The sequence below is a fragment of the Pectobacterium aroidearum genome (genome assembly GCF_015689195.1).
Taxonomy (GTDB): Bacteria; Pseudomonadota; Gammaproteobacteria; order Enterobacterales; family Enterobacteriaceae; genus Pectobacterium; species Pectobacterium aroidearum.
This window is the reverse complement of the sequence record NZ_CP065044.1, coordinates 345,419-361,976: the sequence shown is the minus strand read 5'-3', so window position 1 is coordinate 361,976 and position 16,558 is coordinate 345,419. Positions and strand designations below refer to the sequence as shown.

Below are 16,558 nucleotides of genomic sequence, written 5' to 3'. Positions count from 1 at the left end.
ATAAGGAAAGTGTAACGGGCGGTGGCAAATAAGATAGCGCAAAAAACTCACCGCTCTGTTCGAAAAATCAGAACAGGATGACGCATTGAGAAATAAGCATTGAGAAATGACGGAACCAGAGATAACTCCAGTTCCGTGTTCGGTTATTACTTAACAACACCTAACGCTGTTGGATCGGGATATAACATCATCCACCGGCCATTATCATTGCTAACGCCCGTTCCAGTCGCTGAAATTTGATAGGTATCAGAATCCATAATCAGGAAACGCTTATTCGATACGGACAATAACGTTCCATTACCATTTCCGGAGTCGGTATAAATAAAGGATTCACGGTCGGTCACGTTGTTGGCAGATGCAACTAAACGACCCTCCGCGGTGACAGAAATATATTTCCCTGTCTGTATCGAACGGAAAGCGAATTTATTTTTATTAAGATAAACCGCCTGAATACCACTATTTACCGACGGATTGACCCCATTTACGGTAATTGGCGCGGACTCACCCGTGACGGTAGCCAGTGTTCCCGTGTTATCGTTATTCCGAGATTTACTGACAGACTGCAACACAATATACATATTGTCGGATGAAGAAGAATTTGTCGCATTGATTAATCCTTCATAGGAAGGATGATCAAAATAAAACTTACCTATCGGCATACGACTGATGACTTCTTTCGTGTAAGGCAGTTGAGTTTCAGACACACCGGCTGCGGTGAATAAGCTGAAAATGCCACGATATATTGGCCTGAATTCGCCACGAAATGCAGAAGAGATGGTCAGACCGGGGATCCATGCGCGCCCTTTTCCCATATCCGCAAGCGTATAACCTTTACCAGGAATCGGCGTATAGGGCACCGTATATCCCAGATTATATTTCGCGGTGTATTCCGCCGCCTTAACCAGTGGATAGCTATTATTCGGGTAGCTCACCATATCTGCCCCGCTTGTATGATACTGGCGCTGGTTATAACCAATCTGCGCCGCCATCACCAATAAGCCTAATCCCCCTTGTGCATGCGCCTGATCGCGGCCACTCTCCTGCAATTGGCCATTCTCATTTTGTACATAATGGATAACCGAACCATTGCCCTCGCCCTGTTTAAAATACGTTACAGCGCTATTATATAATTCAGAATCGTTCAGCCAGACCCCCAAACTCAGGTGAAATAGCGTGTCGGCCGCATCCCAATTACCATTCGCCCAACCGCCATTTACCTGACCATAGGTGCTGGTCAATGGGTAAAATACGTTGGTCATCATTTTACTAAACTGCGCAATATCAGCCGACGACCAGCCGCTGCCGGTATAGCGTAATATCTCAGCCGCATTAAGCAATTTATAACCATACAGGCTGGCGGCAAGCTGTGCGTCGTTGCCCTTAATTGCCGTCAATGTCGTTGACCAGCCATTCAGAATTTTTATCGCCGCATTCGCATAGGCGGGATTTTTTGTCATCGCCCATTCAATTGCGAGGGACAATGCGGCTGAAGCACTATTCTGTAGCTCACCATTTCCCGCACTGCCATTTGTGGGGTCGTTTCGGTATACCACCGCTTTTGGCGTCACCGAATACGTGGCGCTTGCCAAATAGTGAGATTGCAGCAGTTGCCAATCCGTATACCAAGGCTCCTGCTTATTATTAACCCCTGCCTTCATCCGCTCCAAATCCGCTTGCGTATAAAGCATACCCGGATGCAGGAAAGCTTTATCATTGACGGCCGCGTGCCCGACTCTGAGTCCGCTTAGAAACAGACTCAAAAATATAATTATTAAGAAAAAAACACCTTTTTTCTTACTCAAACAGATATCCATACACAGTTTCCTTTTTATTGATTAACAACAGATTACAGAGATCATGGCGTAATGGTGACATTGATTCTGTAATCAGATTTTGCAGGTATTTCCTTTTGTACTGCCAACATGGATGTTCCCACGTTGTCCTTTTGTCGGTTATCGGCAGGTTTTGTCGATAGAACACGAAATTCCGCAGAATCATCATCTTTTATCACGTTGATCGTCCTACCCTCTTTGGTCAACAATGCCGTATTGCCCTTGATAGTAATCTCGGCAGTTGTCACCATTGCCCAACGGTATATTTTGGGGTTGTAGGTTCCTTGTATTGCATCACTTATTGTTATGGCTTTTCCATCTAACCGATATTCTCTGAGTATATTTTCCGCGACATCAGGATAAGCATGTGTTAATTCAAGCCTTGCCGTTGATTGCTTTTCATCCCAAATGAGTGTCGCCACGCCATTAGGATCCTGATTGTCACCATCAAAGGTGAGCGTGTTATGGCTTAAGGCAGATACGCGGAAATACGATGGACGCACGGCATTATCAAAATAACCGGGGAGATTATAATAGTCTTTGCCTAAATCATTAGCCCAGCGGACACCATCATATTCCAGAACAAAAGAGCCAAGATCCTGATGGGCATGATTCGCTTTATTGTCACCAGACTTAATACCTAACCAGACATTTCCCCCATCTGAAAATTGCTTCTTATAAATAAAAAGCGCTGATGGTCCATGAAACAGAAAGTTATCTTGTGTCGTTGCGCCACTGACGCTCACGGCTTGTGGATACCACAGCGCAAATAGCGGCAAAAAGCGATCGAACTCTCCCCACACCTTCCCTGCTGCTGAGCGCGCTAGCGCTTTCTGCATTTGTCCTCTGGCAGCATTAATAATGAGATCTTGTTTGTAGCGATTGCCGAACCAGGCATAAGCGGGGGTATAACCCTGATCTTCTACCGCATCACCGTAGTTGAAACCATCACCAGAGAAACCTTCAATAGCAAAACGATACCAGGGAGTTTTTTCCAGAACGGTATCTGACGATAAACCATAATCCTGACCAAACGCGCTTCTCAGCATCTCCTGCGCAATAATGCGATAGGTCATACCGTAGCTCCAATAAATGGGGCCTTCTGCACTCGCGCCATCTGGTTTATAGGCATCCAGTCCCATCTTCAGCGAGGGGATAATATTGTTGAGCAGCGTCAGTGTCCGTTCGGGATAATGTTCCGCGGTAGCAAGAACTGCTGCGAGTACCCCGCCGTTGCAGACTTCATTCCAATTGGTCGCCCACCATGGAAACCCCAGGCTGGGCGCGGCAGGATCCTTGTAAGCGTAAGCTTTTAATCCCCAATTAATTCCCTTCTCAAGTAGTGCCTCCCGAATTTGCTTCTCTTCTTCGGCGGACAACTGGTCGTAAAGCCAGTCATAGCCGATGGCCACCGCAAACATCATTTCTCCAGCATCAAGAAAACGGGATTGCGCATTCCAGTCAGGAAAGTCAGATACGGCAAGCACGGTTTCTTTCGCTTTTTTAGCGAAACGAGCATCTCCGGTGATTTTCCAGGAAAATGCATTATCCAGGATAATCTTTATAGCCTTCCGCGATGTATCCAGTAATGAAGGTGATGCATCGTTCCCAGTCAATTTATAATGAATAACCGGCTCATTAAGGCTTCCTTCAGCTCTTCTAATTACCTCATCAACCAGCTTTTTCATCTCTTCATCGCTTTTAATCTGCTCTTGGATAATTTTTATATCCTCGCCAGTCATCAATAATCTTGGATGATCTTTTTTTAAATTTTTAACGACAGTATCGCGAGTAAATATATTGATAGCGTTAAATTCATGAGCGTCAGGAACAGCAGCCAGCACGGAGGGAGTGATGAAAATGGTAGTCATCATTATAGCCAGAGAGATTCTATTCATGATTCGTCTATTTTCCTGTTTATCTTATTATCTAACAGGAATAAGCAAGGGATATGCCAAGAGGTAAATAACTTTTATTTTCAAAAGATTAAAATAATGTGTTCAAGAAAAAACACATTCATTATTAGTGTCTACGGCAACCCAGACGCTAGGCGAGACTCGGATCACACAACATGTAGAAAATAGAGGTATGTGTGTCGATTAACTCCTTTCACATACTTTTTTCCCACATTTAAAGCACCTCTTTATTTTTATTGTCGATAAGGTATTACTTATCGATACGGAACTAATTATCGATAAAGTACTAACTATCTATAAGGTACAACGTGGTGAGCGCAGGCTCGCGATCAACACGAGTCCCCGGTCAGGGTAAGGTAGCGTTGAAGCGCAACGGCTACGCCTTCTTTGTCATTATTTGTCGTTACCCAGTCTGCCATGGCTTTAATCTTTGGCACTGCATTCCCCATCGCGATCCCTGTACCGGCGAACGCTAACATTTCTCTATCATTCTCCTCATCGCCGATTGCCAGAATAGCCGCGGGGGGAATCGCGAGATAGTGGGCCAGCGTCTGGCAGGCAGTGCCTTTGTTAACGCCCCGCTGCATGACTTCAAAATAGTTAGGTTCGCTGCGCACAAAATAATAACGACGAGAAAGCGACGGAGGGATACGCCCGGCCAGTGCATCTATCGTGGTTCGTCCCTCAACAAACATCATTTTTGGCGTCTGTCGTCGGGAATGGGTTTCCCAATCTGGCGGCAGGATAACCACCGGCATACGGCAATACCGCAAGGCACCCGCATCAGAGAGAACAGGCCTGCTGGCAACCAACTGCTGCCCATCGATTTGGTAGCATTCCAGATTCAGACTGCGGCCAAAATGCGTCAACGTCAGAATATCGTCATGATCCAGAACGTGGGCGCTAATCATGGCGGATTTTTCCTGACTCCAGATCAACGCACCGTTGCAGGCGATAGCCCAGCAGCGAGAACCAACTAGCCCTAGCTGATCCATGATTTGCAATACGCTGGGCAGCGTCCGGCCAGAAACCAGCGCCACATGGATGCCCTTTTCCAGAGCCTCTTGCAATATTCTGCATGTCGCTGGCGTCACTGCTTTTTGTGACGTCAGCAACGTGCCATCCAGATCGATAGCCAGCAATTTAAATTCCATTGCCCTTCCTGCTCATGATCGTTTCTGAAGCGAGCGAAAGCGTCAGATATCAACGCTAACGCTCCACCAAAGAATAAGACACGCCTCCCTCGCATGAGGGAGGATGCATTTAGATGATGCCAATACCTGCTGCGGCAAAGCCTAATACAATTAACAGGATAAGCACCCGATTAGGGCTGACCTTCTTCTTGAGAAGCTTGAAACACCCTAATACCAGCAGCAGTGGAATGAGGCCAACGCATATCTTGTCGAGAATGTCCTGCAACACGAAGGGCTGTCCGGCGATGGTGGTGTTATAGGTCGTGGTAAATTTCACCATACTGGCACTCATCGCACCGACCATCATCAAGCCCATAATCGACGAGGCTTTGGTAATACAGCCCAACAGGCCCGACTGGGTCGCTTCCGCAATGTATTTCGACCCTAGCCGATACCCCATCACCCCACCATAGTAACGAACCAGATAACTTGGAATGTTATAGATCAGCAGGAAAAGCAAAGGACCCAGCGGGTTTCCCTGAGAGGCTAACCCGATAGCAATCCCCGTCGCGATAATACGTAACACACCGTAGAAGAAAGAGTCGCCCACCCCCGCAAACGGCCCCATCAGGGCAACTTTGATGCCGTTAATACTGGATTGATCAAAGTCGGGATTGTTGGCGTTTTCTTTTTCCATCGACAGCGTTAGCCCCATGATGAAAGGAGATAAATGCTGATTGGAGTTAAAAAACTGGCTGTTACGCTTTAGCGCGTCCAGATAACGGTGCGGGTCTGGGTAGATCTTTTTCAGCATCGGCGCCAGCGCCCAGCCATAACTCAGCCCTTGCATACGCGTAAAATTCATCGATCCCAGCAGTTGGAACTGGCGGAAGAACAGCTGGCGAAACAGCTTTTTCTCACTCTTGTTATCACTGTATGCACTGGCATTGTTTGTTTCGCTGACGTGCCTGGTTTGGATATCAGTCATTGAAGAACCCATCCTTATCGTCTACAGAAGCCGCCGGAGCAGTGGCAGCATTCTGTTTGTTGGCTTTGAGCTGGTTGAACTCGTTAAAACACAGGTAAACGGCGACAGAGGCGGCAATAATCGCGATCCCCATGATGGGCAGTTTTAAGTAGGCGGCCATGGCAAAACCGATAAAGAAGAAAGCCGCGATATTACGGTTCCACAACGCCTGAAGAAGAATGGCAAAACCTAAAGCGGGTAAAATCCCTCCGACGGCGGTCATGCCACGCATCACCGTGCCAGGAATGCTTTCCACCAGGCTGCGAATGACGTCCGTCCCATACAGCACCCCAAAGAATGCGATCACCGCAAACGGTACGCCGTAGAACAGCGTCATCCCTAGTGTCATCCCGAGTGCAGCGCGATCTTTGCCCTCTTCAAGCAGCGCATCGTATTTCTCGACCAGACCGGTATAAACCAGCTTCTCGACCTGATAGACAAAGACCGCCAATAAACTAATCGGCAATGCCAGCGCGACTGCAACGGCGGGTTCGGCTTTCGTTAAAATAGTAAAAGCCGTAGCCAGTACCGAGCCGACCGCAAGGTCAGCGGGCACAGAGCCGCCGATGGTGATAGTGCCGAGGAAAATGAGTTCCAGCGTCGCACCAATGATGATGCCCTGCTGGAAATCCCCCAGGACAAACCCAACCATCGCACCACAAATCAGCGGGCGTTCAATCAGTGGCTGCCCTAGCGTGTGGTCGGCAAACTTGGCGATATACATCACCAATGCAATAAGAAGTGCTGTTGTTAACATGGTGACCTCGCTTAATGAGCGCTATCCAGCATCTCAATCAGGTTTTTTATCGGGTGTGAAGGTAAGACCTGGTACTCAACCGCCACGCCACGTTCAGCAATCGCATGAAAATCAGCCACATCTTCCGGAGTCACATATACGGTGTCGCTGATTCTCGTTTTTGCCGCCAGGTTGTCGGTAATACGGCCGTAGTTCGCAACGTTTAACGTTTTTATCGCAGGGACTTGTTCAATCAAGCGCCGCGCATCGGCTGCGTTATTGATAATGAGCAGAATTTTCATGCTGTCGGAGCGGGCGTCATTCAGTACATCAACCGCATCCGCAACCGTCATAATGGCGCATTTAGCCGTATCCGGGGCGGCCATGCGTAACGACATCTTTTGTACGTCGTTATTCACAATCTGATCGTTCGCAACCAGAATGCGGTTAACTCCAAGGTGTTTTGTCCAGACAACGGCGACCTGTCCATGAATCAGACGGTCGTCAATACGAATAAGTGAAATCATGGTATTTACTCCTGTTATTAGAATTTACCAGTAGGGGGTCCAGATTCGGGTAAGGCGTACCAGGGCTTCAAACCAAAAGTAATCACCCCAGAGATTGGGTTCGTTAATTCCCATATTGCGGCCGAAGTTATAAACACCTTCGCGCAGCAGCCCGTCGGTGTGATGAGCGAAATAGTGCTGGCGCAAATTCTGCGCGATCTGCGTGATGGCATGGTGATAGGCGGGACGCAGCGGATCGGTAATGGGCAACTGCTTTAGCAGTTCCGCCAGCCCGCATACGGCAATCGCTGCCGCAGAGGTATCTCGAAACGCGTTATCCTGCGGCGTAAAGATCAAATCCCAGTAACAGACATAATCTTCCGGCAGCCGGTTGAGAAAATAGTGAGCCAGCTTGCGGGACAACTCCGGAAGCTCGCCATCGCCGGTATAATTAAAGCCCAGCGCAAAGCCATAAATGCCCCAGGCCTGCCCACGAGACCAGCAGGAATCATCGCTGAATCCCTGATGGGTATCGCCATGTAGTGGGCGTCCGGTGCGGATATCCATATAAAACGTATGAAACGTTGAGGCGTCATCTCTGACCAGATGGCGTGCGGCTAAAGCAAGATGGCGCTGTGCGGCTTGCCGATAGCCAGTATTTCCCGTCTCATTCGCAGCCCAGAACAAAAGCGGGACGTTCAGGTTACAATCAATAATCATGCGCCCCTGCCGCGCAGGATCGCTGAGATCGCCCCATGCCTGTATCACCCCTGCGGTTTCGTTATAACGCTGATACAGCAGTTCCGCAGCACGTAGCGCGAGTGAACGGGCGCGTTCGTTGCCGGTTAGGCGCCAGGCATTGACGCAGGACAGCAGGTAAAGGAACCCTAAGTCGTGGGTATCGACTTTGATGTGGTTATCCAGACGCGTTTCAAAGCTGTCCAGCAGCCCTTCCGCTACCTGACGATATTTATCATCCCCGGTAACTTCCCAGGCCAGCCACAACATGCCAGTCCAGAACCCTTCCGTCCAATCGACCTTTTCAACCGTCGGATAGTGTCCACTGCTGGCGCTGGCAGCAGGAAATGTGTGGCTAAAACGCGGCAACATCTCGTCCAGCTTTTTTAAAACATCCTGAATGGCATCATTGAGCCATACCGGAGAAAGTGGAGGGTGAAATGCCTCGTAGCGCGCATCTAATGGCTCAAGAATGATCGTCATTGCGATAGCTCCGTAGTAAAGAAATCGTCGGAGCCATCCTGTTCAGCGCTAAAGTTCGCTTCACGCGCCGCCTGAAGCGCTGGAACGGCATTCATGTACTGCATACCTTCTGTAGCCATCGTGATCGCTTCACGCACCCGAGCGGCGGTATCGCTGTTTTCAGACATGCAAAATGCCATCAGCATGATCAAATTAGCGCCGCTAATCACGTGCATATGTGGGTATTTCACCATCAGTTGCACCGCGGTATTATTAACGCTGCCTCCCTGCATATCGGTGAAAATAACTAACTCATTTCCACGCCGCGCCGATTCCTGCGCAATCTCAATAAAACGTTCAGCCAATTCAGCTGTAGAACCAATATCGCCGCAATAAGCGCAAATAGGTTGAATCGCATGATCTTCGCCAATCAGTAAATTCAGGGCGGATACCGTCCCTTCAGCGTATCGGCCATGGCTGGCGATATAAACTTCTCGCATAACGCGTTCCTTAATTTATTTACAGCAACTGGCAGCATTAATGCACTTACCATGCCAGATTATTATTCAATTGTTTTTATTGGGTTTTATTTCAGTTATTAGACGCTAAAAATACTGTCCAGATCGGCATACAACGATGTGTCGAAACGCGGTGAGCGCCTATTTATGTCAATAAAAAGAGAGGATAGCCACGCCATCCGGCTATCCATTTTTATGCGCAAGGTGTCAGTATGGTTCGGCGTGGCAGAGAGCGAAGTGGCGAAAGGCGACACTGACTCATTGGTCAGCGTCGCATTATTACGGCGTAGGGTCTGAAGAAATCCAGGGCTCCATGATTTCATAAATCATCAGCACTTCTGTCAATGGAACGACAATATGGTATTTACGGTTCAGTACCTGAAAAAACGTATCGTGAACATCGACAAACGCCTGCTGTTCAGCCGTTAGCGCGGAGTCATCACGATGGCACATGCCAGTATTGACCATGACCCGTTCAATCATCAGCGCAATGTGCATAAACAGATTAATGCGTAAATAGCTCTCAAAATGAATTTTGTAGAAAAATTCATACTGCTTAATTACGGCTTCCACTTCATCAATAATAATCACCGGATTAAGGAAATTAAGACGTCCGGCAACGCCTTCTACCGTAAATAGCTTAACCACTTCATCAATCATAGGTTCCATTCCACCGGAGATAAGCAGGTCGGTAAAATAGTCCCTGTGCAGGATGTCAAACTTCTCTTTTATTAATTGCTCAACACTAATAATGGGGATATAACCTGCATCAAGCGCAGTCGTGGTAATGACGAGCCGTGTGCCATTTAATGCCGGATCGGCCTGTGACAGTTTGTATTTTAAATCATCATATTCCATTGTGACGATATCTATTGTGTCAGAGGCCAGATAGCGTAATACAATATCTCTCAGCTTTCTGGAAATCCCCTCACCAGATATACATGAAATGATAATTTTATTACCGGGAAGCATACCCGCGTAATACCTTGTTTCGACCTCATAGGCGCCTTTTACGCCGTCGATAATCTCTTCCATGGACAATCGACTCTGAATCTTAGATGCAATGTCCAGCGCCATCGCCGTGCTGACATTATTAATGACTAACAACTCACCGTGAAGGTGCAGTTTTATTTCCTCATAGATCTCTTTCAGCGATCCCATATCGACCAATATAATCAACCCTGCACGCTGTTTGATGCTATCCAGATGGGCAATCAATAGATCAATGATCTCCCGTGTCGAGGTCGAGTTGGGCATATCAAACGCTTTAAAGTAGTATCCGCCCGTTAGTTGGTTTGCAATCCCTGCAATACTGGAAGCGGTGGAGCGACCGTGGGAGACAATCACGCCCTGAATCAAATCATCATCGCCGGATAATTTGTTCATGGCACAGCTCAGCAGCGGCATCAGCAAAGGATAATCGGTGTTTGTCACATATTTTTTCAACAAACAGAGGCATTCAAGCGCCAGCAGCCTGGCTTTTGCAGAAACATAATCGGTGATGGCCGTCAGTTCATTGATGTATTGCGCTTCACTGGCATTATTCATGGCGTAATGCAGGCAAAGCCAAACCGTTTTTCGATAGTCTGCGTTACATTCAATACCCGTTTGATTTTCCAACTCATTAATGGCCCGCATCGTGTTTTGCCAGATATAGCCGCTGTAGAGTTCCTCTTTCTGAACGGTACAGTTAAGCGTGGTGAGCAGTTGTTCGAGTTTTCGATTCAACAGTAGGGTATTGCCGCTGTGACAAAACTCTTTGAATATCACGTCATCCCGCATCGCTTTTGGCAACAGTGATGAAATATCGAGGGAAGCTGAAGGTTTTCGCGCGGAGAACACCAGCGTATCGCCATTCATTTGACCGGGCTGGAGAGGCTGTAATGCAATATATTCTGAATGCTGGTTTTCACTCCATGCACTGGCACACATCACTCTGACTTGGTTTTTCAATTCACCAATATTTCCCCGAATGGGAGACGCCACCAGTTGATGCATCAACAGGCTATCCATATGAATATCGCAGTTCAGATCGCTCGCTTCACGGCGTAAAAAATACTCTACCTGAGCAACCCGCTCGGTCAGCGGACGGGAAATAAAGTTTGGTAGCGCAATACGAATGGGAATACGCCGACGAAAAGTATTCAACAACACCGTATCGACATTTTCCGTCGTGGCAAAAATAAAGCGGATCGCGGCCGAGTGGCGAGTACGGTTATCTCCCAGACGATAGAAGTAACCTTTATCCATAAATAAAAAGAGTTTTTCCTGATTTTCCGCAGATAAGCGATGCACTTCATCAAGAAACAGGAAACTGCCGTCAGCATCATCAAAGGCACCTTTTTTATCCCGATCGGCCCCGGTAAATGCCCCTTTTATATAGCCAAACAGCGTAGCGGAAAGCAGTTCGGGATTGTTGGCATAGTCGGCACAGTTAAGCTCGACCAATGGCTTGTCCAAGGCAACAATACCGCGATCCTGTGCATAAAGATGAATCATTGCCGCCAGGTGGCTTTTCCCAACGCCACTCTCGCCAGAGAGCAATATCGGTAGCCCCCGACCGGGATAATTCACCGCAGAACGACAAGAAGAGATGGCTTGCTGCAAACTTCCTGTAGCACCAATCAGTTCACTAAAAACATCATCATGCTTGAGCGGTATCACTGTATCTGGCGAAGTTTGTGGACGAGTATCGATATAAAAACGGACAGGGCGAGTATTCTGCTTATGGAGTTTGCCCTCATCGCACAGGCGATTAAGGTAATGGCTGATAACGCTACGGCTGACCTGAATAAAACCGGCACAATCCAGCGCCGTGAATCCATGGGTATTACTGGCATAGTGCGTGATGATGTTTTGGAACAGTTTATCTTTCGCGGACAAAGCCATAAGCGGATTCCACCGTAGTGAGCAGGATAGCATCCATTCATTTTTAGACACTAGACACTAAGAATTCATTAAACACTAATAACTATCTGCGCGATAAAGAGAAAATGAAACATCGTTTTTACTTTGTTGTGATCGTCTTCGCATCCTAAATGCAATTGGGTAGAGCGTACTGACAGAAAGGTACATCACCAGCGCGATGCATCGGTTAAACATCAGAGAATGGCGATGGAATAAGGGAGAAAACGCGCGGAAGATCGGAAACAGGGTGGCTCAGGAGCGGACGACAGGCAAAAAAAAAGCCAGCACCCGAGCTGGCTAAATAATACTGGAAGCAATGTGAGCAATGTCGTGCCTTCACAGAGAAACCGGCTCGTCATAAACACCATTAACACAGGCACATGACACCGTTCCCCGGAACGCACAGCAATAATAATCATTATCATTCGCAGTTGTAAAGTGCTTTTTGCGATAAATTCTTATTCTCAATACGAGCTGCGTCGCGGCCCATTTTTCGCCCTCTGCTTCTTACTCTGGCTGCGCTAATGACCTCGCCAGCAGCGTGATGGGGTGTTCACACCGTTTGCTGGTCGACATCTCAATCTGCCATTTACAGGTTTCGCAGTCCGTTACCACGATATCGACGCCGCTCTCTTCAATCTGCTGGAACAGCGGTGCGCCAATGCCTTGCGACGTGGTGTAATTCTCTTTCTTGAAACCATAGGTGCCAGCAATACCGCAGCACTGGGAATCCAGCATCACCAGTTCAAGACCGGGGATGCGTTGCAGCAGCGCCAGGGTATACGCCGTCCAGCCCATCCTCTCCAGATGGCAGGGTGTGTGATACGCCACCCGCAGTGGCAATTTACGCAGCGGCAGCGTTCGCCCTTCTTCTTCCAACAGGCGATAGAGCTGGCGCGTCACCAGTTCGACGCCATCGCGCACGTGACCGTTATCCACACCCAGCAGATGCGGATATTCATCACGCAGCGTGAACGTACAGCTGGATGACGTCGCGACCACCGGCAGGGATTTCTGATTGATCGCCTCATCCAGCGATTTGATATTAGCGTGCGCCTGCTTTCTGGCCTTGTCGTGAAAACCATTGGCGATCAGCGGTACGCCGCAGCATTTCTCTTTATTCAGCAACTGGACGCCAATGCCCATCGCGTTAAAGACCTGAACCAGATCTTTACCCAGCTGTGGGTGGTTGTAGTTGACATAGCAGCCGTGGAAATAAGCGACCTGCTCATCATAGTCCTGCTGCTTTGCCGCCTGCTGACGATACCAGCGCCGGAAGGTGCCGAACGAATATTTCGGCAACTGACGACGATGGTCGATTTTCAACGCCTTATCCAGCAGTTGGCGCACGGGCTTCAGGCTGGTAGCCGTGTTGACCAGCGGCGCAAACGGTGTGGCAATCGACCCCATAAGATCGGTATGGCTCAGAATCGCGTCGCGCAACGTCGGCTTGTGATTGCTGTGCGTCGCTTTCGCACGCTGAATAATGTCGCCAATTTTGACATCCGACGGACATGCGACTTCACAGCGTTTACAGTTGGTGCAGTATTTCAACGCGTCATCGTACAGTGCCGGGTCTTTACGCCGCAGGCGTTCGCCGTCCGGTCCAGCCTGTTTCGGGCCGGGATAAAGCGGGTTCACGCGCGATACCGGGCAGTACGTGGTACAGACCGTACACTTGATACAATCTTCAAAACTGTTATCGCTAAGCAGGCTCATGGGTTGCCCTCCTTCAAAATCTGTTCGGCAACATGCAGTGCGCTAAGCAAGGACACCCCGGCTCCACATCCCTGCGCAATCGGGTCGAAGCCTTCCAGCACCGCGCCGATGGCGTACAGATTGCCGATCGTTTCGCCCCCAATACGCGGGTGGAGATGTTCATCAACGATCGCCCCAAACTGCATATAGGGCTGCGGCGCAAACACGTCCTGCTGGCTCCAGCCTTCGCGCTGCTCCGCAAACCGAATATCCAGCCCAAAGACTGGCTCTGTCACCCGATCGAACTGCGTCACCAGCCCGTTACTGAAGAAGCTGCCGCTCGCCAGCACCGCGTACTTCGCCCGTAGCGGAATATCACGGTGATGGTGGCTATGAACGGCAATCTCCTGCGCCGACAGTGTTGCACGCACCGCGCGGTCGCCCGGCATTACCATGCCACCCAACTGACGAAAGCGCTGCGACAGCGCCTGATGCAAGCGCAATCCGAGAACTGACGGTGGTAAGGTCGGCAACAGCGATATCGGTTTACCTAGCGCCTCAGCGAGTTCACCCACCACCTCGGGACTATCCAACCCCAGACAGGCGGGCATGATGATGGCATCGTTACCGTTGGCCAGAAGCGACAGTTCCTCCACCAGCGCCGCGCGGTTTTCTGGTCGGTCGAGCACACGGGCGATATTTACCGCACGGAATTCACTGGGGTTTTGGCGTAACCGATCCAGCACCGGCAGCTTGAGGTCATCACTGCGCGCCGCGATCCCCTGCGCCTGAAGCGTACCGGCAACAATTCGGGACTGAAAATCCAGAAAACCTTCGATACCAGCAATGAGCGGGTTATCGCCAAAACGGGAATCCGGCAGGCCACGCGTTACGCCATCAACCGGGCTCAGCCAGCATGCGCGAAACTTACCTAACGGCGTCATACGCCAGTGATTCTGCTGATAGCTGCCCAACAGGGAGATAGTGCTGCGATCCAGCAATGCTTCGACCTGTGGCAACAGTGCGGCAACCGCCGCCGTCCCCATGCGCGAATAAGGGTGGTGAGGAGCCTGACGCGCCAGCTCATCCAACGCCTCAAGCGGCTGGCTCACAGGCTGTCCGTCAGGGAGATGGGAGAGTAAATCCAGCGCACCGGAAGAAAAATGCAGCGCATTTTGCCCGGCGCTGACAATTGCGCAGCGTTTCCCCTGCTCCGCCAGGCGAATACCGCAGGTCAGCCCCGCCAGTCCTCCGCCGATAATCACAACGTCATAGCGCATGACGATCCTCCTGGCTGTCGCTGGCCGTCAGGCCGCACAATCCCTGATAAATCCAACTGGTAAACTCGCTTTCACGCAGGGCATTGCCCCACGCGACTGGGCGAATCCCTTTCCAGCGTTCGTTCAAAAACTGGCTGAGCTGCGTGAGCGACTGCTCCGGCGTCGCGGTGCCCAGACGGCATAGCAGACCCGCTGCACGACAGGCGCACAGTTCCCCCTGACAGGTGCCCATGCCAACGCGAGTACGGCGACGCAGGTCAATCAGGTTATTCACCTGCAATGATTCCACGGCGTAGCGCACTTCTCCCGCCGTCACGGCCTCACACTCGCACACCAGACTGCGATCAAGACGTTCACCGGACAGCATTCTTCCAGCACGTTCACCGTGGCGATAAATCGCCGAGCCGCGCAGCGGCGCGGAGAGCGGTTTTGCCGCAGGATAAGCTGACAGGGCGTGAGGGGCGGTTTTCACCTCATCCAGCGACTCAGAACCGGGCAGCGGCGTCTGTGCCGTCGAGCAGGCCACGTCATGGCCCAGCTTTTTGCAGATAGCGTCCGTCACCCACTCCGCCATCAGACGGTAGGTCATCAGCTTGCCGCCGGTGATGGTAATAAACCCTTCCAGCCCGTCGCGGCTGGCATGGTCGAGCAGCACAATGCCGCGACTTACGCTGCGCCCGCTGGGGTCACTGTCGTTGGCAACCAGAGGTCGGACGCCGGCATAGGCGCGCAAAATTCGCGTGCTCGCCAGAGACGGCGCCAGCATGGATCCCTCGCGCATCAGCGTTTCCACTTCGGCAGGTGTCACCAGCATATTGTCGATTTGGTCGTAGTCGATGTGGGTTGAGGTCGTGCCAATCAGCGAAATGGTATCGCCCGGCACCAGAATGTCGGCATCCGCGGGTTTACGGCAGCGATTGATCACCATGTTGTTGATGCGGTGTCCAAGAATCAGCAGCGCGCCTTTCGCCGGGAACATGCGCACGCGCAGATCGGCATATTCCGCAATGTGTTGCCCCCAGATTCCCCCTGCGTTAACCACCACCTGCGCGTATATTTCTGTTTCTACACCTTTTTTATGGTCGAAAACGCGCACACCAGTAACCCGATCGCCCTGACGAATCAGCCCGATAACCTCGTGATAGGTCAAGACTTCCGCGCCGTGCTCGCAGGCATCGATCATGTTGGCCGCCGTCAGGCGAAAGGGATCGACAGAACCATCCGGCACGCGCACCGCGCCAATCAACGCCGGATTAGCCGCGGGTTCCAGCCGCAGCGCTTCCTGCGGGTCCATCGCTTGAGCACGAATCCCCGCCTGCTGGCAGGAGGCAATAAACTGCGCCTGCCAGCCAAGATCGTCTTCCGGCAAGGTAATAAACAGGCCGTCGGTCGGTTCAATACAGTGGCGGGCAATCCGCCGGAGAATCTGATTCTCTTCAATGCATTCGCGGGCAGACTCGCCATCGGTAACCGCATAGCGGGCGCCGCTGTGTAATAGGCCGTGATTACGCCCGGTTGCCCCGGTCGCAATATCATAACGTTCAAGCAACAGGCAGCGCAGTCCACGCAGGGCGCAATCCCGTGCCGTACCAGCTCCCGTCGCACCTCCGCCGATGACAACCACGTCAGTTTCACGCCAGTTCCCAGTATTTTGCATCATATTCTCGCTCCGGGCGGATGGTATATGTTGCTATTGGGACACAAAAAGGAGGGTTAATGTTTGATAAAGAGCAAAAACGAACACTAAACGAAAACAAAGAGGTGTCTAAAAACAATAAGTGTGATTCAGGTCACTAAAAGCACAC

General features: G+C 50.4%; 13 protein-coding genes. 1 reads left to right on the top strand and 12 read right to left on the bottom strand.

Going from position 1 to position 16,558, the window contains the following annotated elements:
* Positions 1-146: 146 nt before the first annotated feature.
* From I2D83_RS01565 to I2D83_RS01530, 8 genes are all read right to left on the bottom strand, one after another.
* Positions 147-1,814, bottom strand: coding sequence for an alginate lyase family protein (locus I2D83_RS01565; RefSeq protein WP_205947426.1), 1,668 nt, complete (start codon positions 1,812-1,814; stop codon positions 147-149).
* 41 nt (positions 1,815-1,855) lie between these two features.
* A complete protein-coding gene (locus I2D83_RS01560) occupies positions 1,856-3,730 on the bottom strand; it encodes a DUF4962 domain-containing protein (RefSeq protein WP_205947425.1) in 1,875 nt (624 codons plus the stop codon).
* Between the two features lie 347 nt (positions 3,731-4,077).
* On the bottom strand, positions 4,078-4,902 hold the full coding sequence (locus I2D83_RS01555) for a Cof-type HAD-IIB family hydrolase (protein ID WP_205947424.1): 825 nt from the start codon (positions 4,900-4,902) through the stop codon (positions 4,078-4,080).
* A 109-nt stretch (positions 4,903-5,011) separates the two neighbouring features.
* Complete coding sequence (locus I2D83_RS01550; protein ID WP_015842045.1) at positions 5,012-5,869, bottom strand: PTS system mannose/fructose/sorbose family transporter subunit IID; 858 nt, start codon at positions 5,867-5,869, stop codon at positions 5,012-5,014.
* The gene (locus tag I2D83_RS01545) at positions 5,862-6,665 is read right to left on the bottom strand and encodes a PTS mannose/fructose/sorbose/N-acetylgalactosamine transporter subunit IIC (RefSeq protein WP_181830491.1); all 804 of its coding nucleotides are present in this window, start codon (positions 6,663-6,665) and stop codon (positions 5,862-5,864) included. Before I2D83_RS01545 ends, I2D83_RS01550 begins: the two co-directional genes overlap by 8 nt.
* A gap of 11 nt (positions 6,666-6,676) precedes the next feature.
* Positions 6,677-7,171 (bottom strand): PTS sugar transporter subunit IIB, encoded by a 495-nt coding sequence (locus I2D83_RS01540; RefSeq protein ID WP_015842047.1) that lies wholly within the window; start codon positions 7,169-7,171, stop codon positions 6,677-6,679.
* Between the two features lie 24 nt (positions 7,172-7,195).
* Positions 7,196-8,371, bottom strand: a complete 1,176-nt coding sequence (locus I2D83_RS01535; protein WP_194431239.1) for a glycoside hydrolase family 88 protein — start codon at positions 8,369-8,371, stop codon at positions 7,196-7,198.
* On the bottom strand, positions 8,368-8,850 hold the full coding sequence (locus I2D83_RS01530) for a PTS sugar transporter subunit IIA (protein ID WP_015842049.1): 483 nt from the start codon (positions 8,848-8,850) through the stop codon (positions 8,368-8,370). The genes I2D83_RS01535 and I2D83_RS01530 overlap by 4 nt, the downstream gene beginning before the upstream one ends.
* Before the next feature lie 165 nt (positions 8,851-9,015).
* Here I2D83_RS01530 and I2D83_RS01525 point away from each other — a divergent pair, with 165 nt between their 5' ends.
* Positions 9,016-9,165: a hypothetical protein gene (locus I2D83_RS01525; RefSeq protein ID WP_181847953.1), complete on the top strand. Its 150-nt coding sequence runs from the start codon at positions 9,016-9,018 to the stop codon at positions 9,163-9,165.
* Here the strand turns inward: I2D83_RS01525 and I2D83_RS01520 are convergent.
* The 4 genes from I2D83_RS01520 to glpA all read right to left on the bottom strand — a co-directional run bounded on the left by I2D83_RS01520 (position 9,148) and on the right by glpA (position 16,413).
* Positions 9,148-11,757 carry a sigma 54-interacting transcriptional regulator gene (locus I2D83_RS01520; protein WP_205947423.1) on the bottom strand — a complete coding sequence of 870 codons (2,610 nt, stop codon included), beginning with the start codon at positions 11,755-11,757 and terminating at the stop codon, positions 9,148-9,150. The genes I2D83_RS01525 and I2D83_RS01520 overlap by 18 nt on opposite strands.
* Positions 11,758-12,282: 525 nt before the next feature.
* A complete protein-coding gene (gene glpC / locus I2D83_RS01515) occupies positions 12,283-13,494 on the bottom strand; it encodes an anaerobic glycerol-3-phosphate dehydrogenase subunit GlpC (RefSeq protein WP_181845239.1) in 1,212 nt (403 codons plus the stop codon).
* A complete protein-coding gene (glpB, locus tag I2D83_RS01510; protein WP_205947422.1) occupies positions 13,491-14,753 on the bottom strand; it encodes a glycerol-3-phosphate dehydrogenase subunit GlpB in 1,263 nt (420 codons plus the stop codon). The genes glpC and glpB overlap by 4 nt, the downstream gene beginning before the upstream one ends.
* Positions 14,743-16,413 carry an anaerobic glycerol-3-phosphate dehydrogenase subunit A gene (glpA, locus tag I2D83_RS01505; protein ID WP_015842053.1) on the bottom strand — a complete coding sequence of 557 codons (1,671 nt, stop codon included), beginning with the start codon at positions 16,411-16,413 and terminating at the stop codon, positions 14,743-14,745. Before glpA ends, glpB begins: the two co-directional genes overlap by 11 nt.
* Positions 16,414-16,558: the final 145 nt, after the last annotated feature.